At 45.2% G+C, this 21,687-nt stretch carries 20 protein-coding genes, 1 tRNA gene and 1 pseudogene; 12 read left to right on the top strand and 10 right to left on the bottom strand.

Annotated features, from left to right (window positions below; translation table 11 throughout):
* Nucleotides 1-36: 36 nt before the first annotated feature.
* The 3 genes from RID53_RS28060 to trpS form a co-directional block, all read right to left on the bottom strand.
* Nucleotides 37-1,659, bottom strand: coding sequence for a mucoidy inhibitor MuiA family protein (locus tag RID53_RS28060; RefSeq protein WP_446391224.1), 1,623 nt, complete (start codon nt 1,657-1,659; stop codon nt 37-39).
* A 327-nt stretch (nt 1,660-1,986) separates the two neighbouring features.
* Nucleotides 1,987-2,892, bottom strand: coding sequence for a methylenetetrahydrofolate reductase (locus RID53_RS28055; RefSeq protein ID WP_446391223.1), 906 nt, complete (start codon nt 2,890-2,892; stop codon nt 1,987-1,989).
* Nucleotides 2,893-3,032: 140 nt separating this feature from the next.
* On the bottom strand, nt 3,033-4,043 hold the full coding sequence (gene trpS, locus RID53_RS28050; RefSeq protein ID WP_446391222.1) for a tryptophan--tRNA ligase: 1,011 nt from the start codon (nt 4,041-4,043) through the stop codon (nt 3,033-3,035).
* An 86-nt stretch (nt 4,044-4,129) separates the two neighbouring features.
* Here trpS and RID53_RS28045 point away from each other — a divergent pair, with 86 nt between their 5' ends.
* From RID53_RS28045 to RID53_RS28030, 4 genes are all read left to right on the top strand, one after another.
* Nucleotides 4,130-4,345, top strand: coding sequence for a hypothetical protein (locus RID53_RS28045; RefSeq protein ID WP_446391221.1), 216 nt, complete (start codon nt 4,130-4,132; stop codon nt 4,343-4,345).
* A gap of 224 nt (nt 4,346-4,569) precedes the next feature.
* Nucleotides 4,570-4,905, top strand: coding sequence for a photosystem II reaction center protein Psb28 (psb28, locus tag RID53_RS28040; RefSeq protein WP_446352221.1), 336 nt, complete (start codon nt 4,570-4,572; stop codon nt 4,903-4,905).
* A 144-nt stretch (nt 4,906-5,049) separates the two neighbouring features.
* Complete coding sequence (locus RID53_RS28035) at nt 5,050-5,553, top strand: MogA/MoaB family molybdenum cofactor biosynthesis protein (RefSeq protein ID WP_446391220.1); 504 nt, start codon at nt 5,050-5,052, stop codon at nt 5,551-5,553.
* 79 nt (nt 5,554-5,632) lie between these two features.
* Nucleotides 5,633-5,705: transfer RNA gene (locus tag RID53_RS28030), tRNA-Glu, on the top strand.
* 197 nt (nt 5,706-5,902) lie between these two features.
* Here the strand turns inward: RID53_RS28030 and RID53_RS28025 are convergent.
* Nucleotides 5,903-7,753, bottom strand: coding sequence for a protein kinase domain-containing protein (locus tag RID53_RS28025; RefSeq protein WP_446391219.1), 1,851 nt, complete (start codon nt 7,751-7,753; stop codon nt 5,903-5,905).
* Between the two features lie 237 nt (nt 7,754-7,990).
* Nucleotides 7,991-9,394, bottom strand: coding sequence for an IS4 family transposase (locus tag RID53_RS28020; RefSeq protein WP_446391218.1), 1,404 nt, complete (start codon nt 9,392-9,394; stop codon nt 7,991-7,993).
* A 35-nt stretch (nt 9,395-9,429) separates the two neighbouring features.
* Here RID53_RS28020 and RID53_RS28015 point away from each other — a divergent pair, with 35 nt between their 5' ends.
* Nucleotides 9,430-9,624: a hypothetical protein gene (locus RID53_RS28015; protein ID WP_446391217.1), complete on the top strand. Its 195-nt coding sequence runs from the start codon at nt 9,430-9,432 to the stop codon at nt 9,622-9,624.
* 414 nt (nt 9,625-10,038) lie between these two features.
* Nucleotides 10,039-10,350, top strand: a complete 312-nt coding sequence (locus tag RID53_RS28010) for a nucleotidyltransferase family protein (protein ID WP_446391216.1) — start codon at nt 10,039-10,041, stop codon at nt 10,348-10,350.
* A 41-nt stretch (nt 10,351-10,391) separates the two neighbouring features.
* On the opposite strand, the gene RID53_RS28005 is transcribed toward RID53_RS28010, so the two are convergent.
* From RID53_RS28005 to RID53_RS27990, 4 genes and pseudogenes are all read right to left on the bottom strand, one after another.
* A complete protein-coding gene (locus RID53_RS28005; protein ID WP_446391215.1) occupies nt 10,392-10,916 on the bottom strand; it encodes a hypothetical protein in 525 nt (174 codons plus the stop codon).
* Complete coding sequence (locus RID53_RS28000) at nt 10,880-11,143, bottom strand: hypothetical protein (RefSeq protein WP_446391214.1); 264 nt, start codon at nt 11,141-11,143, stop codon at nt 10,880-10,882. The genes RID53_RS28005 and RID53_RS28000 overlap by 37 nt, the downstream gene beginning before the upstream one ends.
* 81 nt (nt 11,144-11,224) lie before the next feature.
* Nucleotides 11,225-12,328 carry a PDDEXK nuclease domain-containing protein gene (locus RID53_RS27995; protein WP_446391213.1) on the bottom strand — a complete coding sequence of 368 codons (1,104 nt, stop codon included), beginning with the start codon at nt 12,326-12,328 and terminating at the stop codon, nt 11,225-11,227.
* Nucleotides 12,329-12,341: 13 nt separating this feature from the next.
* Nucleotides 12,342-12,554 (bottom strand): annotated as a pseudogene (locus RID53_RS27990) (type I restriction-modification system subunit M N-terminal domain-containing protein); the annotation flags it as partial.
* A gap of 481 nt (nt 12,555-13,035) precedes the next feature.
* Here RID53_RS27990 and RID53_RS27985 point away from each other — a divergent pair.
* The 5 genes from RID53_RS27985 to RID53_RS27965 all read left to right on the top strand — a co-directional run bounded on the left by RID53_RS27985 (nt 13,036) and on the right by RID53_RS27965 (nt 19,985).
* Complete coding sequence (locus tag RID53_RS27985) at nt 13,036-15,243, top strand: dynamin family protein (RefSeq protein ID WP_446391212.1); 2,208 nt, start codon at nt 13,036-13,038, stop codon at nt 15,241-15,243.
* Nucleotides 15,244-15,575: 332 nt separating this feature from the next.
* Nucleotides 15,576-16,565, top strand: a complete 990-nt coding sequence (locus RID53_RS27980) for a hypothetical protein (protein WP_446391211.1) — start codon at nt 15,576-15,578, stop codon at nt 16,563-16,565.
* 54 nt (nt 16,566-16,619) lie between these two features.
* Nucleotides 16,620-17,420: a hypothetical protein gene (locus RID53_RS27975; RefSeq protein WP_446391210.1), complete on the top strand. Its 801-nt coding sequence runs from the start codon at nt 16,620-16,622 to the stop codon at nt 17,418-17,420.
* Between the two features lie 548 nt (nt 17,421-17,968).
* Entirely contained in the window at nt 17,969-18,772 is an 804-nt protein-coding gene (locus RID53_RS27970) for an LEVG family PEP-CTERM protein (protein ID WP_446391209.1), read from the top strand.
* Nucleotides 18,773-19,121: 349 nt separating this feature from the next.
* Nucleotides 19,122-19,985, top strand: coding sequence for a VWA domain-containing protein (locus tag RID53_RS27965; protein ID WP_446391208.1), 864 nt, complete (start codon nt 19,122-19,124; stop codon nt 19,983-19,985).
* Nucleotides 19,986-20,222: 237 nt separating this feature from the next.
* Here the strand turns inward: RID53_RS27965 and bchM are convergent, their stop codons facing one another.
* A complete protein-coding gene (gene bchM / locus RID53_RS27960; protein ID WP_446391228.1) occupies nt 20,223-20,915 on the bottom strand; it encodes a magnesium protoporphyrin IX methyltransferase in 693 nt (230 codons plus the stop codon).
* 170 nt (nt 20,916-21,085) lie between these two features.
* On the opposite strand from bchM, the gene RID53_RS27955 reads away from it, so the two are divergent.
* Complete coding sequence (locus tag RID53_RS27955; protein WP_446391207.1) at nt 21,086-21,517, top strand: clan AA aspartic protease; 432 nt, start codon at nt 21,086-21,088, stop codon at nt 21,515-21,517.
* Nucleotides 21,518-21,687: the final 170 nt, after the last annotated feature.

Raw genomic sequence — 21,687 nt, 5'->3', positions numbered from 1 at the left:
CTTGAGCTTTTAGCCAGTGGTTTAAACCACTAGCGGCTAAATATCTAATCCAATCACGCTAAATTCCGGCAAATACTCCACCGTAAACTGATAGGACAACTCCTGACAAGACAGAGAAGGTAAAGTCAGGAACCATTCCAACACGCCCAACTCACCGATTTCCAGATGAGGATTAGTATCAGTGAGCCGAACTTTGAGTTGAGAATGACAACTTAATGGAAGTTGTTCCATCACCTTAACCTGTGCCTCTTGTTCCCGTAAATTCGCCACCGTTAACCGATACCCATACGTCACCGCTTCCCGCTGCTGACTCCCAATCAACTTTTTATCTATTTGTCGTTCCACCAGATACCGCTCAATTTTCAACCCATCGTCCACACCTAAATCGATTTGAAACTCTTGACCTGGGGCAACATTCGGGATTTCGCTGGTGCCAATAAACGTATTATCGCGAAAGATGGTTATCTGTCCCGGTAATAAAGTAACGCCATTCAAGGGATTCGTCACTGTTGCTCTCAGGTAAGCAGAATTAAGTTGGCGCGACATCGCCACATACTCCGCCCTACAGGGATAATCATCCCTGTGGAAAATGGCAACCTTATGGCTCACTCCATCACTGGGAATCGTTGCTTTACTGTCCAGGGTAAACGTAACAATACCCTTTTGTCCCGGCTGTTCCCCTAATTCCTTTTGGGTTCTCAACCGCTCTAACTCATCATCTATCGTCGATTCAGGTTCTGGCGCTATTCCTGCAAAGGGCATATTCACCATTGGGGGGCGGGGTGCGTTATGCTCCTTCGGGTTGGTTGTTGTTCGATTTGCTAAAGCGCTAGGCTGTTGCAGATCAATATACCAGGGTGTAATCGGCGGAATTTGTCGCCCTACCCCCGGTTGAGCGGTGGAAAGGGTAAGCGCGACCCCCAACCAATCCTCGCCTGTGTTTTGGGTAATTTGAGCCAGGTAACTGAGTCGGGCGGTTTGCTGGCTATCTTGCCAATGGACATCATAGACGGGTTGCCAACTTGCTCCCTTAACTCTATAAGAAACTTCTAGCGCCAATTCACCCGCCCCTGCTGGTTCTAGGGTGATAATGATACTAAAGCTGTCATGAATCTGGGGCGTCGAGAGCTGCTGAAACTGCCCTCGCACCGCTTGTAACTGAGAGTTGACCTGTTTCTGATCCTGATCCTGTTGCGCGATCGCACCCGATAGATCCTGCCACCGTTCTCCGACAAAATCCAGCAATTCCCCGATTTGAGTCAAGTTAAACGGTTCAGGATTGTGGGATTTTGTCAAGCGTTCCAGATACTGATTGCCTAAATTCTTGATAAAATTCCGCTGTAAATTCAGCAACGTCAGCATATCTTGTCCCTGACGTCTTTGATCTTCTAACTGACCAATTTCTTCAGACAGTTGGCTAACTTTGGGGTGAGTCGCTTCACGAGTGCTGGTTTGTTCTGTCCGCACCTCCAATAACCGCCCCCCTGCATGACCCGTACTCGACACCTGAACGGACTCACTCAGCAGGGTTACGGGCAAATTCGCAATCACCAGTTCCCGTTCCTCACCCGTTAGCTGCACAACCCCTCGGCGCGTGACTAGCGCCTGGTTATCATACACTGTAACGTTACAAATTTCGGTATCTACCGTCTTATTCATCCGTTCCTTTGTCCTCAAATCAAGCCCCTAACTTTAGTTCAGAGCTTGAATATAAACCCAAAAATTAAACGTCAACATCCTTGCTGTGCAAAAGATGATTTTTGACGTTTTAGCTACACCTGATTTATCCTCATTCCCAGTCGGTCAATCAGGACATTGCCGGGAAGGTGAGCCATTGCCCACTCTATCAGCCAATATCTCCTGACGAATGCTGAAAGACCTACTCTTAACCACGATTACTGTCTCTTTCCCTACTCCCAGACGTGCCATGGCACATCTGGAACATTGCGATCGCAACCGAAAATATTTCGGTCTATGAAATTCATTTTACCGATTCAGAGGTGGGATTTCCGCTAAATCCAGAATCTGGGGAATCAAATCTTCTCGCTTAATCACCATAATATGCACACCCTGACACAATTGTTTCGCGAGTTGGATTTGTTCAGCGGCAATTTTCATCCCTTCTTGCAGTGGATCGGCGGCTTCTGCCAGTCGATCAATAATAGATTGGGGAATATTAACACCGGGAACGTATTTATTCAGAAATCGAGCATTTTTCGCCGATTTAATCAAAAATATCCCCGCTAAAATCGGCTTATCGGTGTCAGCCGCAATCTTATCCATAAACTTTTCCAGCCGCTGGAAATCAGCAATCAGTTGACTCTGGAAAAACTGGGCACCCGCTTCTAGTTTACGCTCAAACCGACGTTGTAATCCAGACCAACTTTTTAACTGAGGGTCAACGGCGGCTCCAGCAAATAACTCTGTATTGCCATCCGACAATGGCTTGTCATTAGCATCGAAACCGTTATTGAGTTTACTGATTAGCTGGAGCAAACGTACTGATTCTAGATCAAAAACGGGCTTGGCATCAGGATGATCACCGACTTTTACCGGATCACCCGTGAGGGCAAGAATGTTACGAATACCCAAAGCCTGCGCCCCCATCAGATCCGCCTGTAACCCCAATCGATTGCGATCGCGGCAAGCGATCTGACAGATCGGTTCTATCCCATGTTGGACTAAAATAGCGGCGGCGGCTAAAGAAGACATCCGCAACACTGCCCTAGATCCATCGGTAAGATTAACGGCATGGACACGATTCTTCAATGGTTTTGCCAGATTAATCATCTGACTGGCGTCACCTCCCTTGGGGGGGCTAACCTCTGCCGTAATTAAGAATTCCCCTGATTTAACGGCGTCTCGGAATGAGGGTTGAGTAAGGTTTGTCATTTGTTATTCGTCATTTGTCATTCGTCATTTGTCATTCGTCATTTGTCATTTGTCATTTGTCATTTGTCATTTGTCATTTCTTCCCCTGCTCCCCCTGCTCCCCCTGCTCCCCCATCTCCCAGACGCACCATGGCACGTCTCTACAGAGGTGTAGAATACCCCATAGCTGCCTTGACTCTGGATAGGGTAGAGAGAGCGATCGCTTCTGCTTTCTCGCGCCCTTGACGTAAGACTGACTCTAGATAGCCTTTATCGTCCATAACCGCTTGATAGTTCTGCTGAATTGGTTTGAGGGCTTCAATCGTGGCTTCACTCAACACCGTTTTGAACTGTCCCCACCCCATATCCTGACATTCGGCGGCGACGGCTTCCTGGGTTTTCCCCGACAGCAGGGTATAAAGCGAGAGCAAGTTATGACACTCTGGACGTTCAGGATTATCAAATTCTAGCCCCTTAATCGGATCAGTTTTACAGCGCTTAATTTTCTTTTGTATCTCCTCTGGAGAATCCAGCAGATTAATCCGACTCATTTCCGAGGGGTCAGATTTGGACATTTTCTTCGTGCCATCGGTGAGACTCATCACCCGCGCTCCTTCTTTGCGGATCAAGGGTTCGGGCAGTTTCAATACGGGCTTTTTCTTGCTGCCATACTGGTCATTAATCCGAATCACTATATCACGAGTGAGTTCGATATGTTGCTTTTGGTCTTCTCCTACGGGTACTAAGTCCGCATCATACAGCAAAATATCGGCTGCCATTAGCACGGGGTAATCCAGTAAACCTGTACTAACATTTTCTCCCTGCTTCACCGCCTTTTCTTTAAACTGAATCATCCGTTCCAGCCAATTGATCGGCGTGACGCAGTTAAACAGCCAGGTAAGTTCACAGTGAGCGGGGATGTGAGATTGAACAAAGATGGTGGAATCGTTCAAATCCACGCCACAGGCTAGATATAGCGCCGCGATCGTGTAGGTATCTTCGGCTAGAGTTGCTGGATTATGGGGAACCGTAATCGCGTGTAAATCGACGACACAAAAGAAATTTTCATACTGACTCTGGGCTTCTACCCAATTACGGATTGCTCCGAGATAGTTACCCAGGTGAAGATTTCCAGTTGGTTGAACTCCAGAGAGAACGCGCTTTTTGCCCATTGATATTGGTTAAGGATTTGTCCAGCAAAGGTGGCGAGAGTCCCAGGCTTGTACCTGCTTTCGGGTCAAGCGCTGGAGGATTCGCCGTGAAACGGTGCAGATTTTTGGCAGGAATCTACAAAACCTTCTCCCCTAAGGGTAAGGTGAGCCGGGATTTACCGAGCCACGCTAACGCCGATGAGGGAACGATTGATAATTTTTTGATGATCCGCTCTATCAATTTTGCCATCACCTCGGTCGTTATGGCAGGAAAACGTCACTTTTTTTTGTTAAGTGTAAAGTTTTTGGTAAAATCACTATGAAATCTAAACGCCAAAATCGCTGGCTGTTCTCAGGTAGGAATAGATGAGCGAGGATTAAAGAATCGGTGTCTGAACGCTCAAAAGGCAGCAGTTCATCGAAGTTGGACATAAAACCGGATTCACACCTTGAGGAAATGTCCAACTTCAGTCATTGTGCAAATGATGGCAGACACGGCTGATAATTCAATTGGTGATAACCTTCATAAATTTTGATTGAACGGCTCATGGCAAAAATTCAATTTATTAAAGGCATTGACGAAGAAGTTGTACCTGATGTGCGCCTGACTCGCTCTCGTGATGGCAGCAATGGTACGGCAACATTTTATTTTGATAATCCCAAGGCGCTTAATGGCAACTATGGTGAAGAAATAACAGGTATATACCTGATGGACGAAGAAGGAGAGCTAGTTAGCCGAGAGGTTAAAGGCAAATTTGTCAATGGACAACCGACGGCATTAGAAGCAATTGTGATCATGAAATCACAAGACGAATGGGATCGTTTTATGCGTTTCATGGAGCGCTATGCTGAGGAAAATGGGTTAGGATTTAGTAAGTCTTAATCCTTCCCCACCTTAACGGTGAATAGTAACAATGTAGTATTCTTTAGGACATTGACCCCGTAGATCTCAAGGCTTTGGAATCTACGGGGTTTTCGTTTAAATGTCCACTTCTATATTTTCTTGAGCAGCTAAACACCGTAAGATATGACACATCAGCCTCATCCCGATACCGGATCAACAGCGATCGCTTGTGCGGTGGTAACTGTTAGTGATACGCGATCGCAGGATTCTGATCGCAGTGGTTCGTGCATCCAGCAATTGCTGCGTGACGCGGGTCATACGGTTGTCGCTTATGAAATTCTTAAGGATGAACCGAACCAGATTCAGACGTATCTGCAAGTCCTCGCCCAGCGTTCGGATATTCAAGCGGTTGTGGTGAACGGGGGTACAGGGATTGCGGCGCGAGATACCACTTATGATGCCTTAGCGAGTTTATTAGAGAAGACCTTACCCGGATTTGGTGAGGTCTTTCGTTGGCTCAGTTACCAAGAGATTGGCTCACGCGCGATCGCGTCACGGGCTGTGGCTGGAGTGTATCGCCGTAAGCTGATTTTCTCCCTTCCTGGTTCCACGGCAGCCGTTACCCTGGCTATGGAAAAGCTGATTCTACCAGAATTGATTCACTTAGTCACTCAGTTAGAGTCCTAAATTTTTTCGATTAATTTCTTGGCTCAGGAGTTGACAAGCCCAAAAATGTTCGTTATATTTATTAAGGTCTGAGAAACAAGCCCCCATCGTCTAGAGGCCTAGGACACCTCCCTTTCACGGAGGCGACAGGGATTCGAATTCCCTTGGGGGTATTAAAAGATTAAAGGTAGAGGCGTTACAGGTAACGTCTCTACTATTTTTTTGTGTACTATTTTGGGCGTTGTGGCTTGGAACTGGAGTTTATACCAAATCCGCCTTTATAGCACTACGAGGTACGGACAGGACAGCGAGTTCTCCACCGTTCAGTTTAATTGTGTTCACCTACTTATCACGCCTACAATCCTGGTATCTATGGCGTTTCTGGTGTTTCCGGTATTTCCGGTGTTTCTGGCGTTTCTGGCGTTTCTGGTGTTTCTGGTGTCTCCTGGTTTTCCGGCGTATCTGGTGTATCTGGTGTATCTAATGTATCTGGTGTTTCCGGTGTCTCTGGTGTATCTAATGTATCTGGTGTTTCCGGGTTATCTAGCTGACTGGAGATGGTTTGAAACCGCTCAGGCGAACCCAGAGAGTAATCCTCTAGGCGAAAATCCCCAAAGGGTGTCTGTTCCAGGCGCGATCGCAAGGCTTCATCGACAATCACACCAGGGGTTTTATTCTTCACGCCGATAATAATAATACTACGTTGGTACGATGTAGCATCTTGATCCGGTAAACAATCGTCTCGGTTAAATTGACCCAGATTTAAGAGGCGATAGTTGTCCACCGATGCAACATCCCGAAATAACTTTTTGGCTAACAGTTGGATTTGCTCGGCGCGTTGAAAGGCTCGCTGTTCTTCTCCCACGGGAGTTCCTTCACAGGAAGCAGTTCCCACCGAAATAATTTCACTGGGATTTTCCATCAAACTTTGTATTCCTTCATCCTCCAAATTTGACCGTAACGCATCAATAGGGATCATCTGCTGATTATAGTTGACTTGAAACGTACTCCCCAGTTTCCATTTATATTCCCGCGACAGTACAGCTACACTAAATTCAGCGGTTCTCCCTTCACTATCGGCTCCCTCCACGTAAGGAAAATAATCCACATCTCCCTTTCGTTGCGGTGCTTGCGCTGGAGTAAATATCCAAACCCATTGAGAATTTAACCCGCCTGAACCGATAATTCCAATCCCTAAAATAACCAGTATTGCTAACACTAAAATGACCACTTGCCAGCGCCCAGAGTGGCGTTCTGGGGCGGGTTCGGATTGAGGGAGGGGAGCGACTCCCACTTTCAGGGTTTCGGTCAATGTGGCGGGTTGATGCTCTAAGGCGTCCAGGCGTTGTAAAATAGCTTGGGCTGTTGGCGGGCGATCGCGAACCTGTCGCGCCATCAACTCATCGATTAACTGCAATAAGTTTGGGGAAATTCCAGTGGTGTGATTCCGCCAGTTTAGTGTATCCGTTTGAGCATCATACAACTGGCTGGGATGATGTCCGGTTAACAAAAAGACAAACGTTCGTCCCAAAGCAAAGAAATCCGATTGTCTTACTGCTTCTCCATTGATTTGTTCCGGGGCGGTATATCCCGATGAAATAATCGCTGTAATCCCGCCACCCGCGCCCACTTTCGCCAGATAGGTGCGGGTAACTTCTCTGGCTGTACCAAAATCAATTAACACCAACTGCCCATCAGGGCGAAGCATAATATTAGAGGGTTTAATATCCCGATGCAGATACTGCTGATCATGAATAAGCTGTAGAATAATCGCAAGCTGTTTTAACCAGGCGATCGCTTGCGCTTCAGAAATGGGTCGATTTTGCTGTTGTTCTAACCACTGCTCTAAGGTGGGTCCTTCTATCTTTTCCATCACCAAGCAGTGCAACCCTAACCCATTGCGCGTCTGATAGAGGAAGGAACTATCTACTTGTGGAATACCCGGATGATTCAGTCGCCCTAACACCACCGCCTCTTGTTCAAACAGTTCCACCGCCTTAGCATCTTGGTTGAGATGATCCTTGAGAACTTTCAGGATTTTCGGCGTACTCCCTTCGTAGACATCGTAGATATTGCCAAAGCCACTCTTATCACTAATCAGGCGCATCACCCGATAACGCCCATGCAGTAGCAACTCTGAACCGCAGCTTTGACAGAAGCGTTGATTCTCATTCTCGGAGGCGTCGGGTTTTGGGCAGGTGGGGTTAATGCAAAGGGGCATAGGTGGCGATAGAATAGCGACAGTCTCCCTATTTTATAAATGAATCGGGTTAAACCTCCTCACCGTTTACCGCTCAACAGCTAGGGGAACCCACCGCTATCTGTCCCACAGCGTACCATTGATGTAGGGGTACGGCATTGCTCACCTGTGTCAACTTAAGCTCAACCCCTCACCCCCAGCCCCTCTCCGACCCCCCTCGTTCCCCCCTACAAGAGCTATGCATTACTCACATCTTTCTTAACATGAATGCCCTTGACAAAAGCAGTAGTTTTGGGGGAAAGTAAAAGCCTCTTTCTGGGCAATGTCATGGAGTCGTCGCAGACCTTGCCAAATAGTTTTAACCCCCGGTTCGCCATCATGAGAACGGGCTAAGAACCCGCCGAGTTGGGCGATCCAACGCACGGCATCTCTTAAATTGGGAGGAGAGTCAGGGGGGTTAGAGTGGTGATGAATCGTGCAATAAAGAGCCTGCCACTGATATGCTTCTAAAACAGTGTCGGCAGGCAGCTCGGGATGGTAACGGGCAAGATAGGTGATCCATAATAAGCGCCAAGCAACAATGGTGTAGGTAGCCAAAGCACGGTGGATGCGATCAGCACTTTCCAATTGCAGTTGTTCAAGGCGACAACCGCTCTTGAGAACATAATGATAACGTTCAATCAACCAACGATAAGAATACCTTTCGTTACATTGCACCAAATCTTCAAAACAAGTGATGACTAAGGTGGTTAGGAGTAACCAATTAACGGGTTCCACACCCGGAGGTGGGTCAACTTCAAGTGCTTGAATCACCTGTATATAGACAGGTTGAAGGTGTTGAGCTTGTGGATGAGTATGGGGGGGTTGTAATTCTACGGTGGTAGTCCGCAGTGTGAGAGTGGCGATTCGAGGTTGACGCTCTGGATGTCGTCTCAATTCCAAGGTAAGTTGACCCGTTGGTGGAACTTGCTCAATGGTTTGCTGCAAGCGCTGTACTTGTGGTTCGGGCTGTGTAGACTTGACACAACGATTGTGGTTAGCCCGAATGATCAACTCACTGTTTGGGCGACGGGGCAATGCCAACAACTCATAGATATCAGCTTCTCGGTCAGCAACTGTTACCACGGTTGTTTCCGGTGGGATTAGGGTTTGAGTCGCCTGCAGTGCCGTTAACCAGCGATAAGATTCTTTATCTTGGATGTCTTTTTTGTGTCGTTGATGTTTCTTGCCCAAAAAGGCTGGGTCTCTTGTCCAGACTTGTTGATGTAAGACTCCTAAAGGTATTCCGGAAGCGCTACTACAAAAGACCGAATGCACTTTTAAACCCGATGATTTACTATTGTCTAGATAACCCATACCTTTCTTGCTGGGATGATGGGTGAAATTGAGTTCAGTCGTATCTTGAATCGCAATAACGACCGCTTCGGCTTGAATTCTATTGAGAGTACTGGTTTGGTGAGCTTGAACAATCGAGGAGGCTTTGACATGAGGAGAACTCCAAAAATCATACGCCCCTTGGGTCGCTGCCCAGTTTCCCGATGCTTGGGGTATGCTGGCGCAGGGTTGGGCTGCCAAGTCACTCACTAGACGTATGAGCCTTTTTTTGCGGCGCACATCCCCCAAGTCGGCATATTGCAATTCTGCGGCTGCCCAATCGCTCATTTGAATTACCTCTGCAAATTCACATTTTCAACATTTTGTGCGATCGCACGGAACGCAGTGCCGGAGACAATCGCTCGCTTTTTTACCAACTACCCACAACTTGCCGGGTTGAGGGGCTTAGGTTTGCGGCTGTGATTGAGGAGTGCGATCGCCTTGCCTTTAACCCACCGCTCAAAACATGGGAAGGGGACAAGTTACATCGTCTCAGCCAAGTTGCTGAAGTCCCATGAGTCCCATGGATGCAAGGGAAAGCTGTTACTTTACCACACCCTGTTATCAGTGTGCCGTATTCTGACGTTGACGATGGATCAGGGACTACCGAGGGAGCCTATTAATAAATGTAACGTCATTAGGTTGAAACCTAGATATGTCCAGCCTTCTGAATTGTTAAGAAAGATGTGAGTAATGCATAGCTACAAGAGGGGGGATGACAGAGGATGCTTCGCTTTTTTTGCAAGGGAGAGGGGAGTAAGAGAGTCTAGTTCCCCTTCTCCCCACGGTCCGGAGTTGGGGTTAGGGGATGAGGGGGAAAATGTTGAGGAGTAGATAGACACGGTTTAAAACCTTGCCAGCATTGGTTTTCTACCTTAAGTTGACACTAATGGGCATTGCCGTACCCTTACAGATTACGATAAGGAGTGAATATGGGCTGCTCAACCGCAATCCGAACGATTCAAGACTTACAAGAACGCCGGGATGAATTACTTGCCATTTTTGCCAAACATGGCGCTCACAGTGTACGGGTATTTGGTTCTGTCGCACGGGGAGAAGCAATCGAACAGAGCGATATTGATTTTTTGATTGATTATGATCGAAACTGCACGAGTGCTTGGTTTCCAGGGGGATTGATCAATGATTTAGAGTCTTTCTTGAACAGTAAGGTAGATATTACGACAACTCGCGGATTAAGTCCACTAATTGCTGAGAATGTACTCCAAGAGGCGATCGAATTATAAGTCAGAATATAAGGCATGAGTAGAGCCGTCAACCATCTTATCTACATTCGCAATGCTGTATTGAGAACAAAAGCTTTAACTGTCACACCAGAGTTAGATAATTCTGCGGCTTGCTGCTCAAATTTTTCTTTGGCTTCCTCAATACTGATTTTTGGTGCTTGGCGCTTTCTAGAATCGCTATCATCCCACTGTTCACAATTAAACCAGGCGATGAGGTAAAGACCATGCTGACAGCTATTATACTTGAGATAGCGATTGACAAGTTGTTCTTTCATTGCAGTATCTAACTCTTTCTTATTCCAGCAGCCTTTCGCTTCAATGATGACGGTTATAGAATCCTCAACCTCTCCATTTTGGTTCTCGATCATAGCATCAACTTGAATATCTGTTCGTTCACCTCGACGAATTGTAACTTCCCGGTTGATAATGACGTCTTTTGGCTTGAGATAATCTAAATATCGCGCTACATAGTCAGAAAAAGCATTCTCATCTTTTGGGATATAGATACGACCTGTAACTTCTTGGCTATTTACTTTATCTTTATCAATCTTAAACTTATTAACCAAAATTTTCTGGCTTTATCGGCTTTAATTTCGTTCCATAAATCTATAACAGCAGGATTTTGATCATGAAGTTTTTCCTGCAAATTTCCTAGCGATTCTATTAACACCGCTAACAGTTCATTCCCATCCTTAACCAGACGTTTTTCGGAGTCACTCAAAAGTTCCAGTATTTCAGCAGGCTTGGGTGGAGTCCAAGTTTTACGCCGCCTGATATTTTGAGCCTCTCGCAACGTCCATTTCAACTCTGTCTCTTAGCGATCTTCGTTTACTTCATTCGCCGAGCGATTTCTGCAACCGTCATCGTTTTTATCTCATTCCTCCTCATCAATGTCTACCGACACCGCCTCTAACTCCGCTTCCAACTGCTCAATCGTTGGCAAACTTCCCTGCAACTGCTCCGGTAAAGCATCCCGCAATTGATAAGTCGAAACCCCAATCGGTTTATTCACATCTCGCAGCGCATATTCGACAAGTGTCTGATTTTTCGTCTTACATAAAATGATGCCAATACTCGGATGGTCGTCTGGATGTCGCAATAAATCATCAACAGCCGATACATAAAAATTCATCTTGCCCGAAAATTCCGGCTTAAATTCTTTCATCTTCAGGTCAATAACTACAAAACAGCGCAAACGCAAGTGATAAAAAAGCAGGTCAATATAAAAATCCTCATCCCCAACGTTTAAATGATATTGGTTGCCAACGAAGGCAAAACCAACGCCTAGTTCAAGCAGAAACTCCCGGATATGTTCAAGTAATCCCCGTTCTAAATCCTTTTCCTGGGCGTCATCCGCCAGCGTTAAAAAATCAAAATTGTAGGGGTCTTTCAGCACCTCCCGCACCAAATCCGATTGAGCAGGAGGTAGCGTCAACTGGAAATTTGCTGCCCTCTCAGGTTGAAACTGTCGCTGGTAAAGCTTCGTATCGATATGATGCCAAAGAACAGAACGACTCCAACCCTGTTCTAGCGTCTTGTGAATATACCAAAGCCGAGCCTGAACATCCTTGACTTTTTCCAGCAACAGAACATTATGACCCCAAGGAATTTCTGCCACAGGCTGTGGCAGATTTTGCCCATCCAATTCTGCCACAGAGTTAGAGAGTTCTTGTACCTGCTGGGTATAAGCAAGATAAAAAGCTCGCATCCGCCAAATATTACGAGCAGAAAATCCCTTCACGCCAGGGAACGCCTGCTGTAAATCCTTTGCCAAGCGCTCAATCACAGCAGTTCCCCACCCTTCTAGCTTCTGCCGTTCAACAATTTTTCCGCCAATATCCCAGTACAGCCGAATCAATTCTCGATTAACCGCTAAAACCGCTTGGATTTGAGCCGACTGAATCCGCGATTTAATCTGTTTGAGAATCTCTCCATAATCCGGCGGTAATTGCAGATTACGCTTTTTTCTAGGAGCCATACCCTAACTCCTTGTCTAGTTTCTGATATCGTTCCTGAAACGCATCGGAAATATACTTGAGGAATATTAACCCCAGAACAACGTGCTTGTATTCGACCGCATCCATAAGACCTCGTAGTTTATCGGCTGCTGTCCACAGGGTTTGTTCAAAGCCTAATTTAGCACCATTGCTGGTTTTTGCGCTCTTCCCCTTCGTTTTACTGCTGGTCTTTTTTGGACTTGGCACGCTTGGCAATCCTCAAGTTAGGTCTATTTAAATGCAATTTATTGTTTAATTAATCGTAAATTTATTGTTATTTTAGCATAGTTAAAACGGAGGAACCTCATTTCCTTAATACTAGCCATATTAGCAACTTGCCCAGCCACGCGATCGCACGCACATTGACACCAGCCTATCTCACCAGAAACTAGGGGTTTTGTCCTCCACGCGATCGCACAATCCTCTATAGTGGTATAACGCCTCCGTAGTGAGTCAGTCTCCCGGCTTGAGCGGAACACAAGCATCGTTTCCCTCAATCGTGCGATCGCGCTACCATGTATGGATAGTCAACTTAAGTCCTGAAGAACCAGGAAATCACGGCTAAACACAGTCCGCCTACGCGGACTAATGTGTGTGTGGAAACCCGCGCAGGCGGGTTTTGTTTGTGTAGCTGCGGTTTCAACCGCTATTAATTAATAAACCCTATTCCCTATTCCTTATTCCTATCATGTCCAATCGCGCCGAAACCCTAGCCGAAATTATTAACCAACGCCAGCCCTTAGTTCAGAGTATTGCTGATGTCGAGGAACATCTGCGAAACCTGACGGACTTGCTCCGCTCCCTGGATCAACGGCGTCATATCTTAAAGGATAAACTAGACGAACCCGAAGTGTGCGATCGCCTGACTCAAATCGACTTTTCCCCATTGCGCTTACAGATTAGCACGCAACTGGAGCAACTGCATCAACTGCGCGATCGCTTCTCCCGCCCTACCTTAAATATTGGCGTCGTTGGACTCATGGGTCAAGGAAAAAGTACCTTCCTCCAGAGTATCAGTGGACTCTCCGATGATGAAATCCCCGCCCTCCGAGGTGGTGCTTGTACCGCTGTTCGCAGCACCATTTATCATCAACCCGGAGAACCCTACGCCGAGGTAACGGTTCATTCTGAACAGACGTTTTTACAAGAAGTCATTCAGCCCTACTACCAGGAATTAGACTTAGGCAATCCTCCCCAAACCATAGATGAATTTGCCGGAACTTTGCCAGAGTTTTCGGGGACAGATGCGACCAAAAAATCCATGTATGAACATCTCAAAGAAGATTATCATAAACACTTACCCATGTACAGACACTTACTCCTGTCTGGCGCACCCCGAAAACTTCCTCCCATTCCCAAAGAACGCATTCATGAATATGTCGCCCAACGCCGCTTTCCCCAAGGCGAATTAATCACCTTTGACCATTTAGCCGTTCGCGAAGTTAAAATTTTCTGTCCCTTCAAAAATTCCGATGTCGGTAAAATCGCCTTAGTCGATGTACCTGGTTTAGGAGATACTCGCTTAGGCGATGAGAAACTTATCCTAGAAACCATCGGACAAGAGGTAGATTTAGTCATTTTCATTCGCCGCCCGGATAAACTCCGCTATGGATGGGAAAAACGGGATACCGATTTATACAACACCGCAGCCGAAGCATTAAACAATCTAGAGAATCGCTCATTTATGATTCTCAACCATATCACCGGAACCGATGACAACATGGAAGCCTGTCAGAAACATCAAACCAGTATTCACGATAAACATATTGATGTCATCCGCTGCAAAATTGCCGATTGTGCTAATCCAGAGGAAACCAATGCCATTCTCGACTTAGTTCTCAACTATCTAGCCAATAACATCACCTACTTAGATGAGCAACATGCCCGCCTCTACCAGAAAAAACTTAAAGAACTGCAAATTTTAATTAATGCGGAACTAGAGAAAGCCCGTCTGGTTTGGTCAGGCGGATTAATTGTTGATGATATCAATGAACAAGCCAAGTTTTTGCGCCTATTCAATAAACTCTGGGCAAATCTAACGCGGGGACTAGAAGAATTATTAGATCAGCTCGATATAGCCAAGGATCGCGATGAACAAGATATCTTCAAACAACAGGTTGAATCCATTATCCAAACCTGCAAAAGCGATACCGGAATTCCCACTGAGGAACCCATAAACGAAATCATTGCCCGACGGTTTGAAGAAGGGGATTGGCAAACCACTTATGCCAAATATCTCCATGAAATCCGTAATCATCTCACTCGCCATTTTCACGCTATGGACATGGGACTAAAAGAATATGTAGAACAGGCAAAGTTTCAAGTTACGGAGGTACTGGTAAATCAAGGAAATTTCGGAGAACTCACCCCAGCCAGAGGCTCAGAGTTTCTTAAAGCCATGGCAGAACGTGTTCCTGATAATTTAGTCCGACTCAAGCACGCTTTTCATACCCTATCGAATTTTGAAATGTCTTATAAAGCTAACTTTCATTATCGGATTCGTCCTCATTTAGATAATCTAAATCCCGATAAAACCAATCTGCGTTTGTCTGCATCGAATGCTACAGAGTCTCGGGAGATAAAGGCACAGGAAATCTTCACCTATTTAGAAACATTACAAGAAGAAGCTGTGTTTAAATGTCAACATGCCTTAGAGAATTTTTATGGAGAACCGGGTCAAGCCGCTTTTGCCGAAGTTGAAGAGTTTGTTGATCAGGTGCTGCGAGCAAAAGATGTGAAGAATGAATGGCAAATCTTCCTTTTTCAAGAAAAAGCTCAGGTTTGGTCTAAGGAATTTGGCGATAATCAAGAAGGTGATGATCGTCAGCAATGGTTATCCTTAGTGGATCAAGCAATAGCCGCTAATTCGCTCAAACAACTCCAGTTTTTAAACTGATTTAGAATGGGCGCGATCGCGTCGCTCGTAGTGAGCGCTTTAGCCGTTCGTAGTAAGCGCTTTAGCCGTTCGTAGTAAGCGCTTTAGCGCTTCTGGGTAGCTAGCTTTCCTATTAACTGGAGTCCGGCGGCTCACCCTTACATCTTTACACAGATGAGTTGAAAATTATCTGAAAATCATATCTCACTAGCAAAGTGAAACATCAACTAAGGACAGGTAGGGATGAAATGTTATCATCAACAGTGGAACGAAATTCTCTAAACCCGCACCGACAAACCCGGTTCCACTAGCAAAGTAAAGGGTCAAAAGTTAAAAGATGGAGTAATAATTACATGGCTAAAGAACTCAATATAACCATGCTGGGTGCGAGTGGTGTTGGAAAGACGACATTATTAACCTCAATGTATGAGCAATTTGAGGCAACAAGTCGTCAAGCCAATCTCCACTTAAAACCCGATGTTGAAACAGCAGCAATTCTGGAACGGTATCTCGCTCAACTCAAAAGTTTAACCTACGAATTCAAAGCCGATGAACGCACCAAAGGAATTCGCGGCACCTTAGCTGTTGCTGGACCCGAATCCTTACCCTCTTACCGTTTTGATTTAGGCTTAAATGACAAAAACGATTACCTGCGGCTTCAGTTTCGAGATTATCCTGGTGGCTATATTTTACCCAGTGATGTAGCGGGGAGGCGATTTGTGCAGAAGATGTTGCGGGAATGTGCGGCGGTGATTGTGGCAATTGATACGCCAGCGCTGATGGAACTGAATGGCAGATGGCATGAGGTGAGAAATAAGCCTGATGAGATTATGACATTGTTTAAGACAGCGTACCAAAAGTTGGACGAACCAAAGTTAGTCATTTTGGCTCCCGTCAAGTGTGAAACCTACATGCAAGATGAAGTATCTGCCCACAATCTGATTAAACAGATTCAAGAAAAATATGCCCCATTACTGGAATTTTTTCAAGAGCCAAGACGAGCCGATAAAATTGCCGTGGTGACAACGCCAGTGCAAACCGTTGGCTGTGTGGTGTTCTTGAAAATCGAGGTAGAAAATCTGAATCAACCCCGCTTTTATTTTCGCAAGACGAGTTTTGATGCCCAATATAGTCCCCAAGATAGCGAACAGTTGCTGCGGTATTTATTGCGATTTTTATTAAAAGTCTATATTCAAAATCGCAACTGGTCTATGTTTAACGTGGTTCGGGAATTGTTCAATCCGGATGCTCAACTCAAGCAAGCAGTGGAGCAATTTGCTCAGGGATGCAAAACAAACGGAGGATTTGCCGTTCTCCAAGGTAAATCGTTATTAACTCTGTAATATTCGTCATTTGTCTATATAAATCAACACTATTTTCAAATTAGGAATCAACTGATGGATATCTATATCCAGAGTCGCGGCTTTGAGCAAGATTATGATTACCGTTGGCTACAGGTTGGTCACAATGGGTCAATTCAACCTAAATTACCCCCCATTGGATTGACGGTACCTAGTTTAATCGATCGCGAAACACCAACGGTTGTGTTAGAACGATTAGTGGATAACCAGTTGCTGTTGCTCCTAACGGGACTAGAACCCAAAGGACGAGTCGATTTTCTAGACCGCCAAATCCGCATCGCTATGGCTTGGGTGGGTGCAACGACGGACGAACCCCTGCTGCGAAGTTTAGCCGCATCTGCATTAATTGACGAAGACTATCACCTCCTAGTAGCACAACTCAATCAAGCGGTAGGCTTAGGTGGTAACTATGGCTTTCAGGTGTCATTACCTGAGATGAAGCGATTGATTACTGTAATCCGAAATCCTCAGCAACTGTCCAATCAACCGCCGACTCTCACCCCAAAAATTGGGCGGAATATCGCGACGCTGAGACATGAATTAGCCGAAGAATTACGAACCTGTCATTTACCGCCAACTCCCGGTATTCTCCTCGTCGTCACCGGGATTAAAAAGCCCGAAGCGCTGCAAGAGGCTGGTGTGTGGCGCAGTTTATCATTATTGGTAGAGGGCGAGAGTTGGCAAGATTTATCCCCTCAACCCTGGTTTTTACCCGCCAATTTTCAGGAGGGAATCCGCTCCAAGAATCCCCTAATTTGGCTTATGGTGTTGATATCGATTCTCTCTTATTGGTTAGCATCGCTGGTGAAATTGCTCTCTAGCCAAAAAGATACCTAGTGCAAGACGGCAAAAGTTGATGATTACCTTAGTGCATACAGGATACTGTTGGCAAATTACCTCAAACCGACTACAGAACCTAAAAACAGTAACGTGGTCTAGTTAGACTTTGTTTGTACGAACATCCCATCTGGACTCAGTTTCAGGTACGGGAGTTGTAAATACACGCCTAGCGATTTGCTATAAAAATGCCGGACTTATGGCTCCCCCCTCTGCCTATCAATTGTTTAAGAAAGATGTGACAAGATGACAAAGGGGAGGGGGTAAAGGCTTTTGATTATGTCTTTACCTGCTCTGGAAGCAGAAGCACGGGAGGGGGATAGAAATAATTCTTCTCGTTAATTCCGGTTGTCATAAATTCAATTAGACACCCTGAACATCATCTTCATATAAACTTTATATGAAATTCATCGTAACTTTATAGACAACTTCAAGAATCCAGCCTACTATTTATTTAGTCGAAAGAAAATCACAACTTTAGACAATCCATCAAACATTAAACCAAGTCTTCACATTTTAAACATCTACTCACTCTAGGGAACCACATCATGAAATCTCTCTCAACTCTTTTCCGCCATTCCGCTACCGTTGCCTCGCTAGTTGCCGCCTCTACAGTAACGGTAGGGCTTATGGCTCCTTCAGCTTCTGCCATTAAGTTGCTGCCTCCACAAGATATAGAAACAGAAATTAATGTAGGTGTTACAGGCAGTCCAAGCGGTTGCCTTGATGCCAGCCAATGTATAGCTCCTAGTGATATTCCTTGGATAGAAAGTATAGAGAGCTTAGTAGATGAGACGAGTGGGACAAAAAGCCGCTTATTTATTGATATCCTAGGCACGGAAACAATCTATGATGGCGGTACTCTGGGTATAGCAGACCTGTTGGCAGAGGATCTCGGTACGACGCCGCCACCACCAGGAGCTTGGTTCCGTCCCTCCGAAACAAATGCTGATGGTTCTGTTGGAGAAGAAGAAGGGCAACTAGAAGTTGGTACTTACAAATTTACGTTCACCAAGCTAATCCCAAAACTAACCATTAAGTATTTCGATACTGAGACTTCTGCCACAACTGGCGTTCCTAATTTCTTCGCTGAAGCTTTAACGGATGGAACGTTGATCTCCGGCGCAAATCCCGTTCCCCTCGGAGAGGATGGGAACCTTTATTTCCAAACCTGGAAAGATGTTAGCGAAATTACCTTAAAGTTGGGTCAAGACCAGGCAGGCACAGGTGACGGTGTTGACTTCCAGTTGATTAAAGATGTACCTGAACCTGGAACTGTCTTGGGCTTAGGTACTCTGGCGATGGCAAGTGCTTTTGGATTACGCAAGCGCAACAAAAAGTCTGATGCCTAAATTGGCTAAACAGGTGCTATACTTCTCAACCTTTAGCACCTGAACGAATTTGTTAACTCCATTATTAGAATCTAAATAAGAAATTTCCAGGGATTCGAGTATTCATCTCCAATCCCTATTTAGTTGCGTATACCACATTACTATGGTGTGGTATACCTGATTTTATGCATTAGATTAAGTTTGTAGTCAGGGATGCGAGTCCTGAGTTTGGTTGGGTTTCGGCGCGTCAACCCAACCTATAGTACTATCCTCTTAGTAGTACATATAAACTATATGTGATAGTTATAATACACTTAAGAATTCTTAATTAAAACAATGTCCATCAACCTGCGGACTGTAGGGACTTCAAATGTCTATTTATAACTGGGTGGCAAAAACCATTAAACTATTGGTATCGGGTCTCTCGGCAATATGCCCCAAAAAAACAAGGGCTACGGCGCCGAGCGCTCCACCCATTTTGCATCAAGCAACGATTATTGAAACCCAAACTCAGGGTATTATTCAAAAAGGGGATTCTATGCCAAGTAAAAAACTTTTTAACCGAGATGTTTTCATGCTCATCGACCAAAGTGGGTCAATGGTGAGAAGAGATCCAGAATTTAATAATAATATTCGCTGGAAAGTTCTACCGGAAGTCATTGAAGGACACGTCTATCGCATTCTCAATGAAACCAGTCTGGATGAGGACAAGGTTTGTGAGGAAATTGCCCTAACCTTTTTTAGTCCTAATCGCCCCTGTGACAAAATAATCTACATTGAAGATACGGCTCAGGTTCCTAGTGTCTTTGATGAAAATCAACCCGATAGTAGCACGTTTATCACACCAACCCTTGAGCAAGTGATTAATCAATGGTTTGCGAATCGTGAGGCAAATCGGGAAGGGTTCATTATCATTTACACAGACGGTCAGTTTGATGACCGAGATAAGTTTTTGAACTTAATTCAGACAACCAGTGCCAGATTGAAAAGTCAGGATGAACTGAAAATTGTGATTATTGGGTTTGGGAGTGAATTGAATCCCAAGTTTTATCTTGAACTGGATAAAAATGTCAGAGGGTTCACCGATTCTAAGGGATTGGATTGCAATATTGTGGTGTTTGATTTGTTAAGTAAAATGCCCAATATTATCGAGCTGCTGAACCGTCAGCTTGAAAATCCAGCCGCCGGTTTACCGATGTGGGCTAAGGAGCAATATCCTGATTTGTTTGCTTAAAAATCAGCCCTCACCCCCAGCCTCTCTCTATCTTCCCCTTGCCCATTTTTGAATCTCCCTCTTCCCGATTAGATCCCCCTCTTCCCTTATAGATCCCCCTCCCGTCCCCCTTCAAAAGGGGGAAGCCAGCGGATGCTTCGCTTTTTGTTCCATGGGGGAGACTAGATGTTGCTTCGCTTTTTTTTTGCACGAAGGTGGGAGAGGGGAGCCGGAGCTTTGTCAGATGAACCGAATAAATTAATCGGAATTTCTGGTTGCTTCTAAAAGGTAAGAAAAGTAAAACTGGGTACTGGTCATTCCCGTGCGTTGAATGGAAAAGCCGTTACGCTCCAATATTTTGATAATATCGGCTTTGCGGTGTAGGTAGGCACGAGTGGTTTTAGAAGGACCGGGAAACAATTCGCCAATTTTCTTGAGCAAACTGTATACAATGTTTTTGGGAGCAAAGCTAAGAATTAAGCGTGACTCGGCTAGAGAAGCAAGATGGGAGATCATCTGATCCGCTTTATCTTGAGGATAATGAATCAGTACATCTAGGCAAATAACCGTGTGATAGTTACCACTCAAGTCTTCCAAATCCTGTACGGCAAAGCTAAGATTATCAGAATTCACCAAGCTAGCGCCTGCTTTTTCTTTGGCTTCACCGACCATTTTTTCTGAGATATCACTGGCAAAGACTTTCGCACCTGCTTCAGCTAGGGGAATGCTGAGACTTCCCACACCGCAGCCAGCGTCGCAGATAGATAACTCAGCTAAATTGCCATCAGTCTTGAGCCAGCTTAGAACAGTATCGACGGTTTGCTGGTGTCCATTACGGATATCCAGTTGGACTTTATTGACCTCGCCCTCGCCGTAAATCCGCCGCCAACGGTCAAATCCAGTGGCGTTGAAATAGTCTTTAACTACGGTTTTATCATCAACGGTGTTCATAAAATCAGGTTGGATGGAGGAGTTAGGACGATTCAATACTTTAGCATTTTCTGTCACAGATGGCTTAACTCAATATCGAAAAAGCGAACAGGGGATAAACAATAGCATTTAGGTTAACGATATAGTTTTAGATGTATGATTTAAATACTAACTGTAAAATCTGGGGAACTATGGGTGAAGTCAAAGTAAAAGTTAAGCTGACAAATGCATTAGACGAAATGCTAGCACGTCGAGGACAACTGTCTACTGATCAAGTACGAAGCTATGAAGCAGCAGCTATCGTCGATACAGGTGCAGTGTGTTCAGTTCTTCCGATTCATGTGGTACAGCGTCTGGGTTTAGACATTAGGAAGCAAGGGGTGGCTGGTTATGCTGATGGTCGTCTAGAATCAGTTGGTATAACGGATGCTGTATTAATAGAATGGGAAGGGCGGGATACGTTGGAGGAGGCGTTAGTTTTGGGTGATGAGGTGCTGATTGGTCAAACTGTATTAGAGAAATTAGATTTGTTGGTCGATTGTCCCAATCAGCGATTGATCCCCAATCCAGCCCATCCTGATCAACCTGTTAATAAGGTGAGACATCTCAAGTATGGATTATGAAGGATAAATTATGAGTTATCCCTTACTTATTGGACTTTGGACAAAAATAACATATTATGCGTATTATTTACGCAAATAAAACAAGAGACAATAGCTCCTCTAGCTCAGCTCGAAGAAAAGCTCAGAAATACCGGATTTAGAAGGTTACAGACTAAAGCTTAGGAGGCTTT

It is taken from the genome of Coleofasciculus sp. B1-GNL1-01 (genome assembly GCF_040220235.1).
GTDB lineage: Bacteria > Cyanobacteriota > Cyanobacteriia > Cyanobacteriales > Coleofasciculaceae > Coleofasciculus.
This window is presented reverse-complemented; position numbering and strand designations above follow the sequence as displayed.

Bases quoted from the DNA above. Each gene is read 5' to 3' on its own strand.
- RID53_RS27975 (WP_446391210.1), top strand. From the start codon at position 16,620: ATGGATATCTATATCCAGAGTCGCGGCTTTGAGCAAGATTATGATTAC.
- RID53_RS27955 (WP_446391207.1), top strand. From the start codon at position 21,086: ATGGGTGAAGTCAAAGTAAAAGTTAAGCTGACAAATGCATTAGACGAA.
- RID53_RS27965 (WP_446391208.1), top strand. From the start codon at position 19,122: ATGTCTATTTATAACTGGGTGGCAAAAACCATTAAACTATTGGTATCG.
- RID53_RS28055 (WP_446391223.1), bottom strand. From the start codon at position 2,892: ATGACAAACCTTACTCAACCCTCATTCCGAGACGCCGTTAAATCAGGG.
- RID53_RS28025 (WP_446391219.1), bottom strand. From the start codon at position 7,753: ATGCCCCTTTGCATTAACCCCACCTGCCCAAAACCCGACGCCTCCGAG.
- RID53_RS28060 (WP_446391224.1), bottom strand. From the start codon at position 1,659: ATGAATAAGACGGTAGATACCGAAATTTGTAACGTTACAGTGTATGAT.
- bchM (WP_446391228.1), bottom strand. From the start codon at position 20,915: ATGAACACCGTTGATGATAAAACCGTAGTTAAAGACTATTTCAACGCC.
- RID53_RS28010 (WP_446391216.1), top strand. From the start codon at position 10,039: ATGGGCTGCTCAACCGCAATCCGAACGATTCAAGACTTACAAGAACGC.
- trpS (WP_446391222.1), bottom strand. From the start codon at position 4,043: ATGGGCAAAAAGCGCGTTCTCTCTGGAGTTCAACCAACTGGAAATCTT.
- RID53_RS27985 (WP_446391212.1), top strand. From the start codon at position 13,036: ATGTCCAATCGCGCCGAAACCCTAGCCGAAATTATTAACCAACGCCAG.
- RID53_RS27995 (WP_446391213.1), bottom strand. From the start codon at position 12,328: ATGGCTCCTAGAAAAAAGCGTAATCTGCAATTACCGCCGGATTATGGA.
- RID53_RS27980 (WP_446391211.1), top strand. From the start codon at position 15,576: ATGGCTAAAGAACTCAATATAACCATGCTGGGTGCGAGTGGTGTTGGA.
- psb28 (WP_446352221.1), top strand. From the start codon at position 4,570: ATGGCAAAAATTCAATTTATTAAAGGCATTGACGAAGAAGTTGTACCT.
- RID53_RS27970 (WP_446391209.1), top strand. From the start codon at position 17,969: ATGAAATCTCTCTCAACTCTTTTCCGCCATTCCGCTACCGTTGCCTCG.
- RID53_RS28020 (WP_446391218.1), bottom strand. From the start codon at position 9,394: ATGAGCGATTGGGCAGCCGCAGAATTGCAATATGCCGACTTGGGGGAT.
- RID53_RS28035 (WP_446391220.1), top strand. From the start codon at position 5,050: ATGACACATCAGCCTCATCCCGATACCGGATCAACAGCGATCGCTTGT.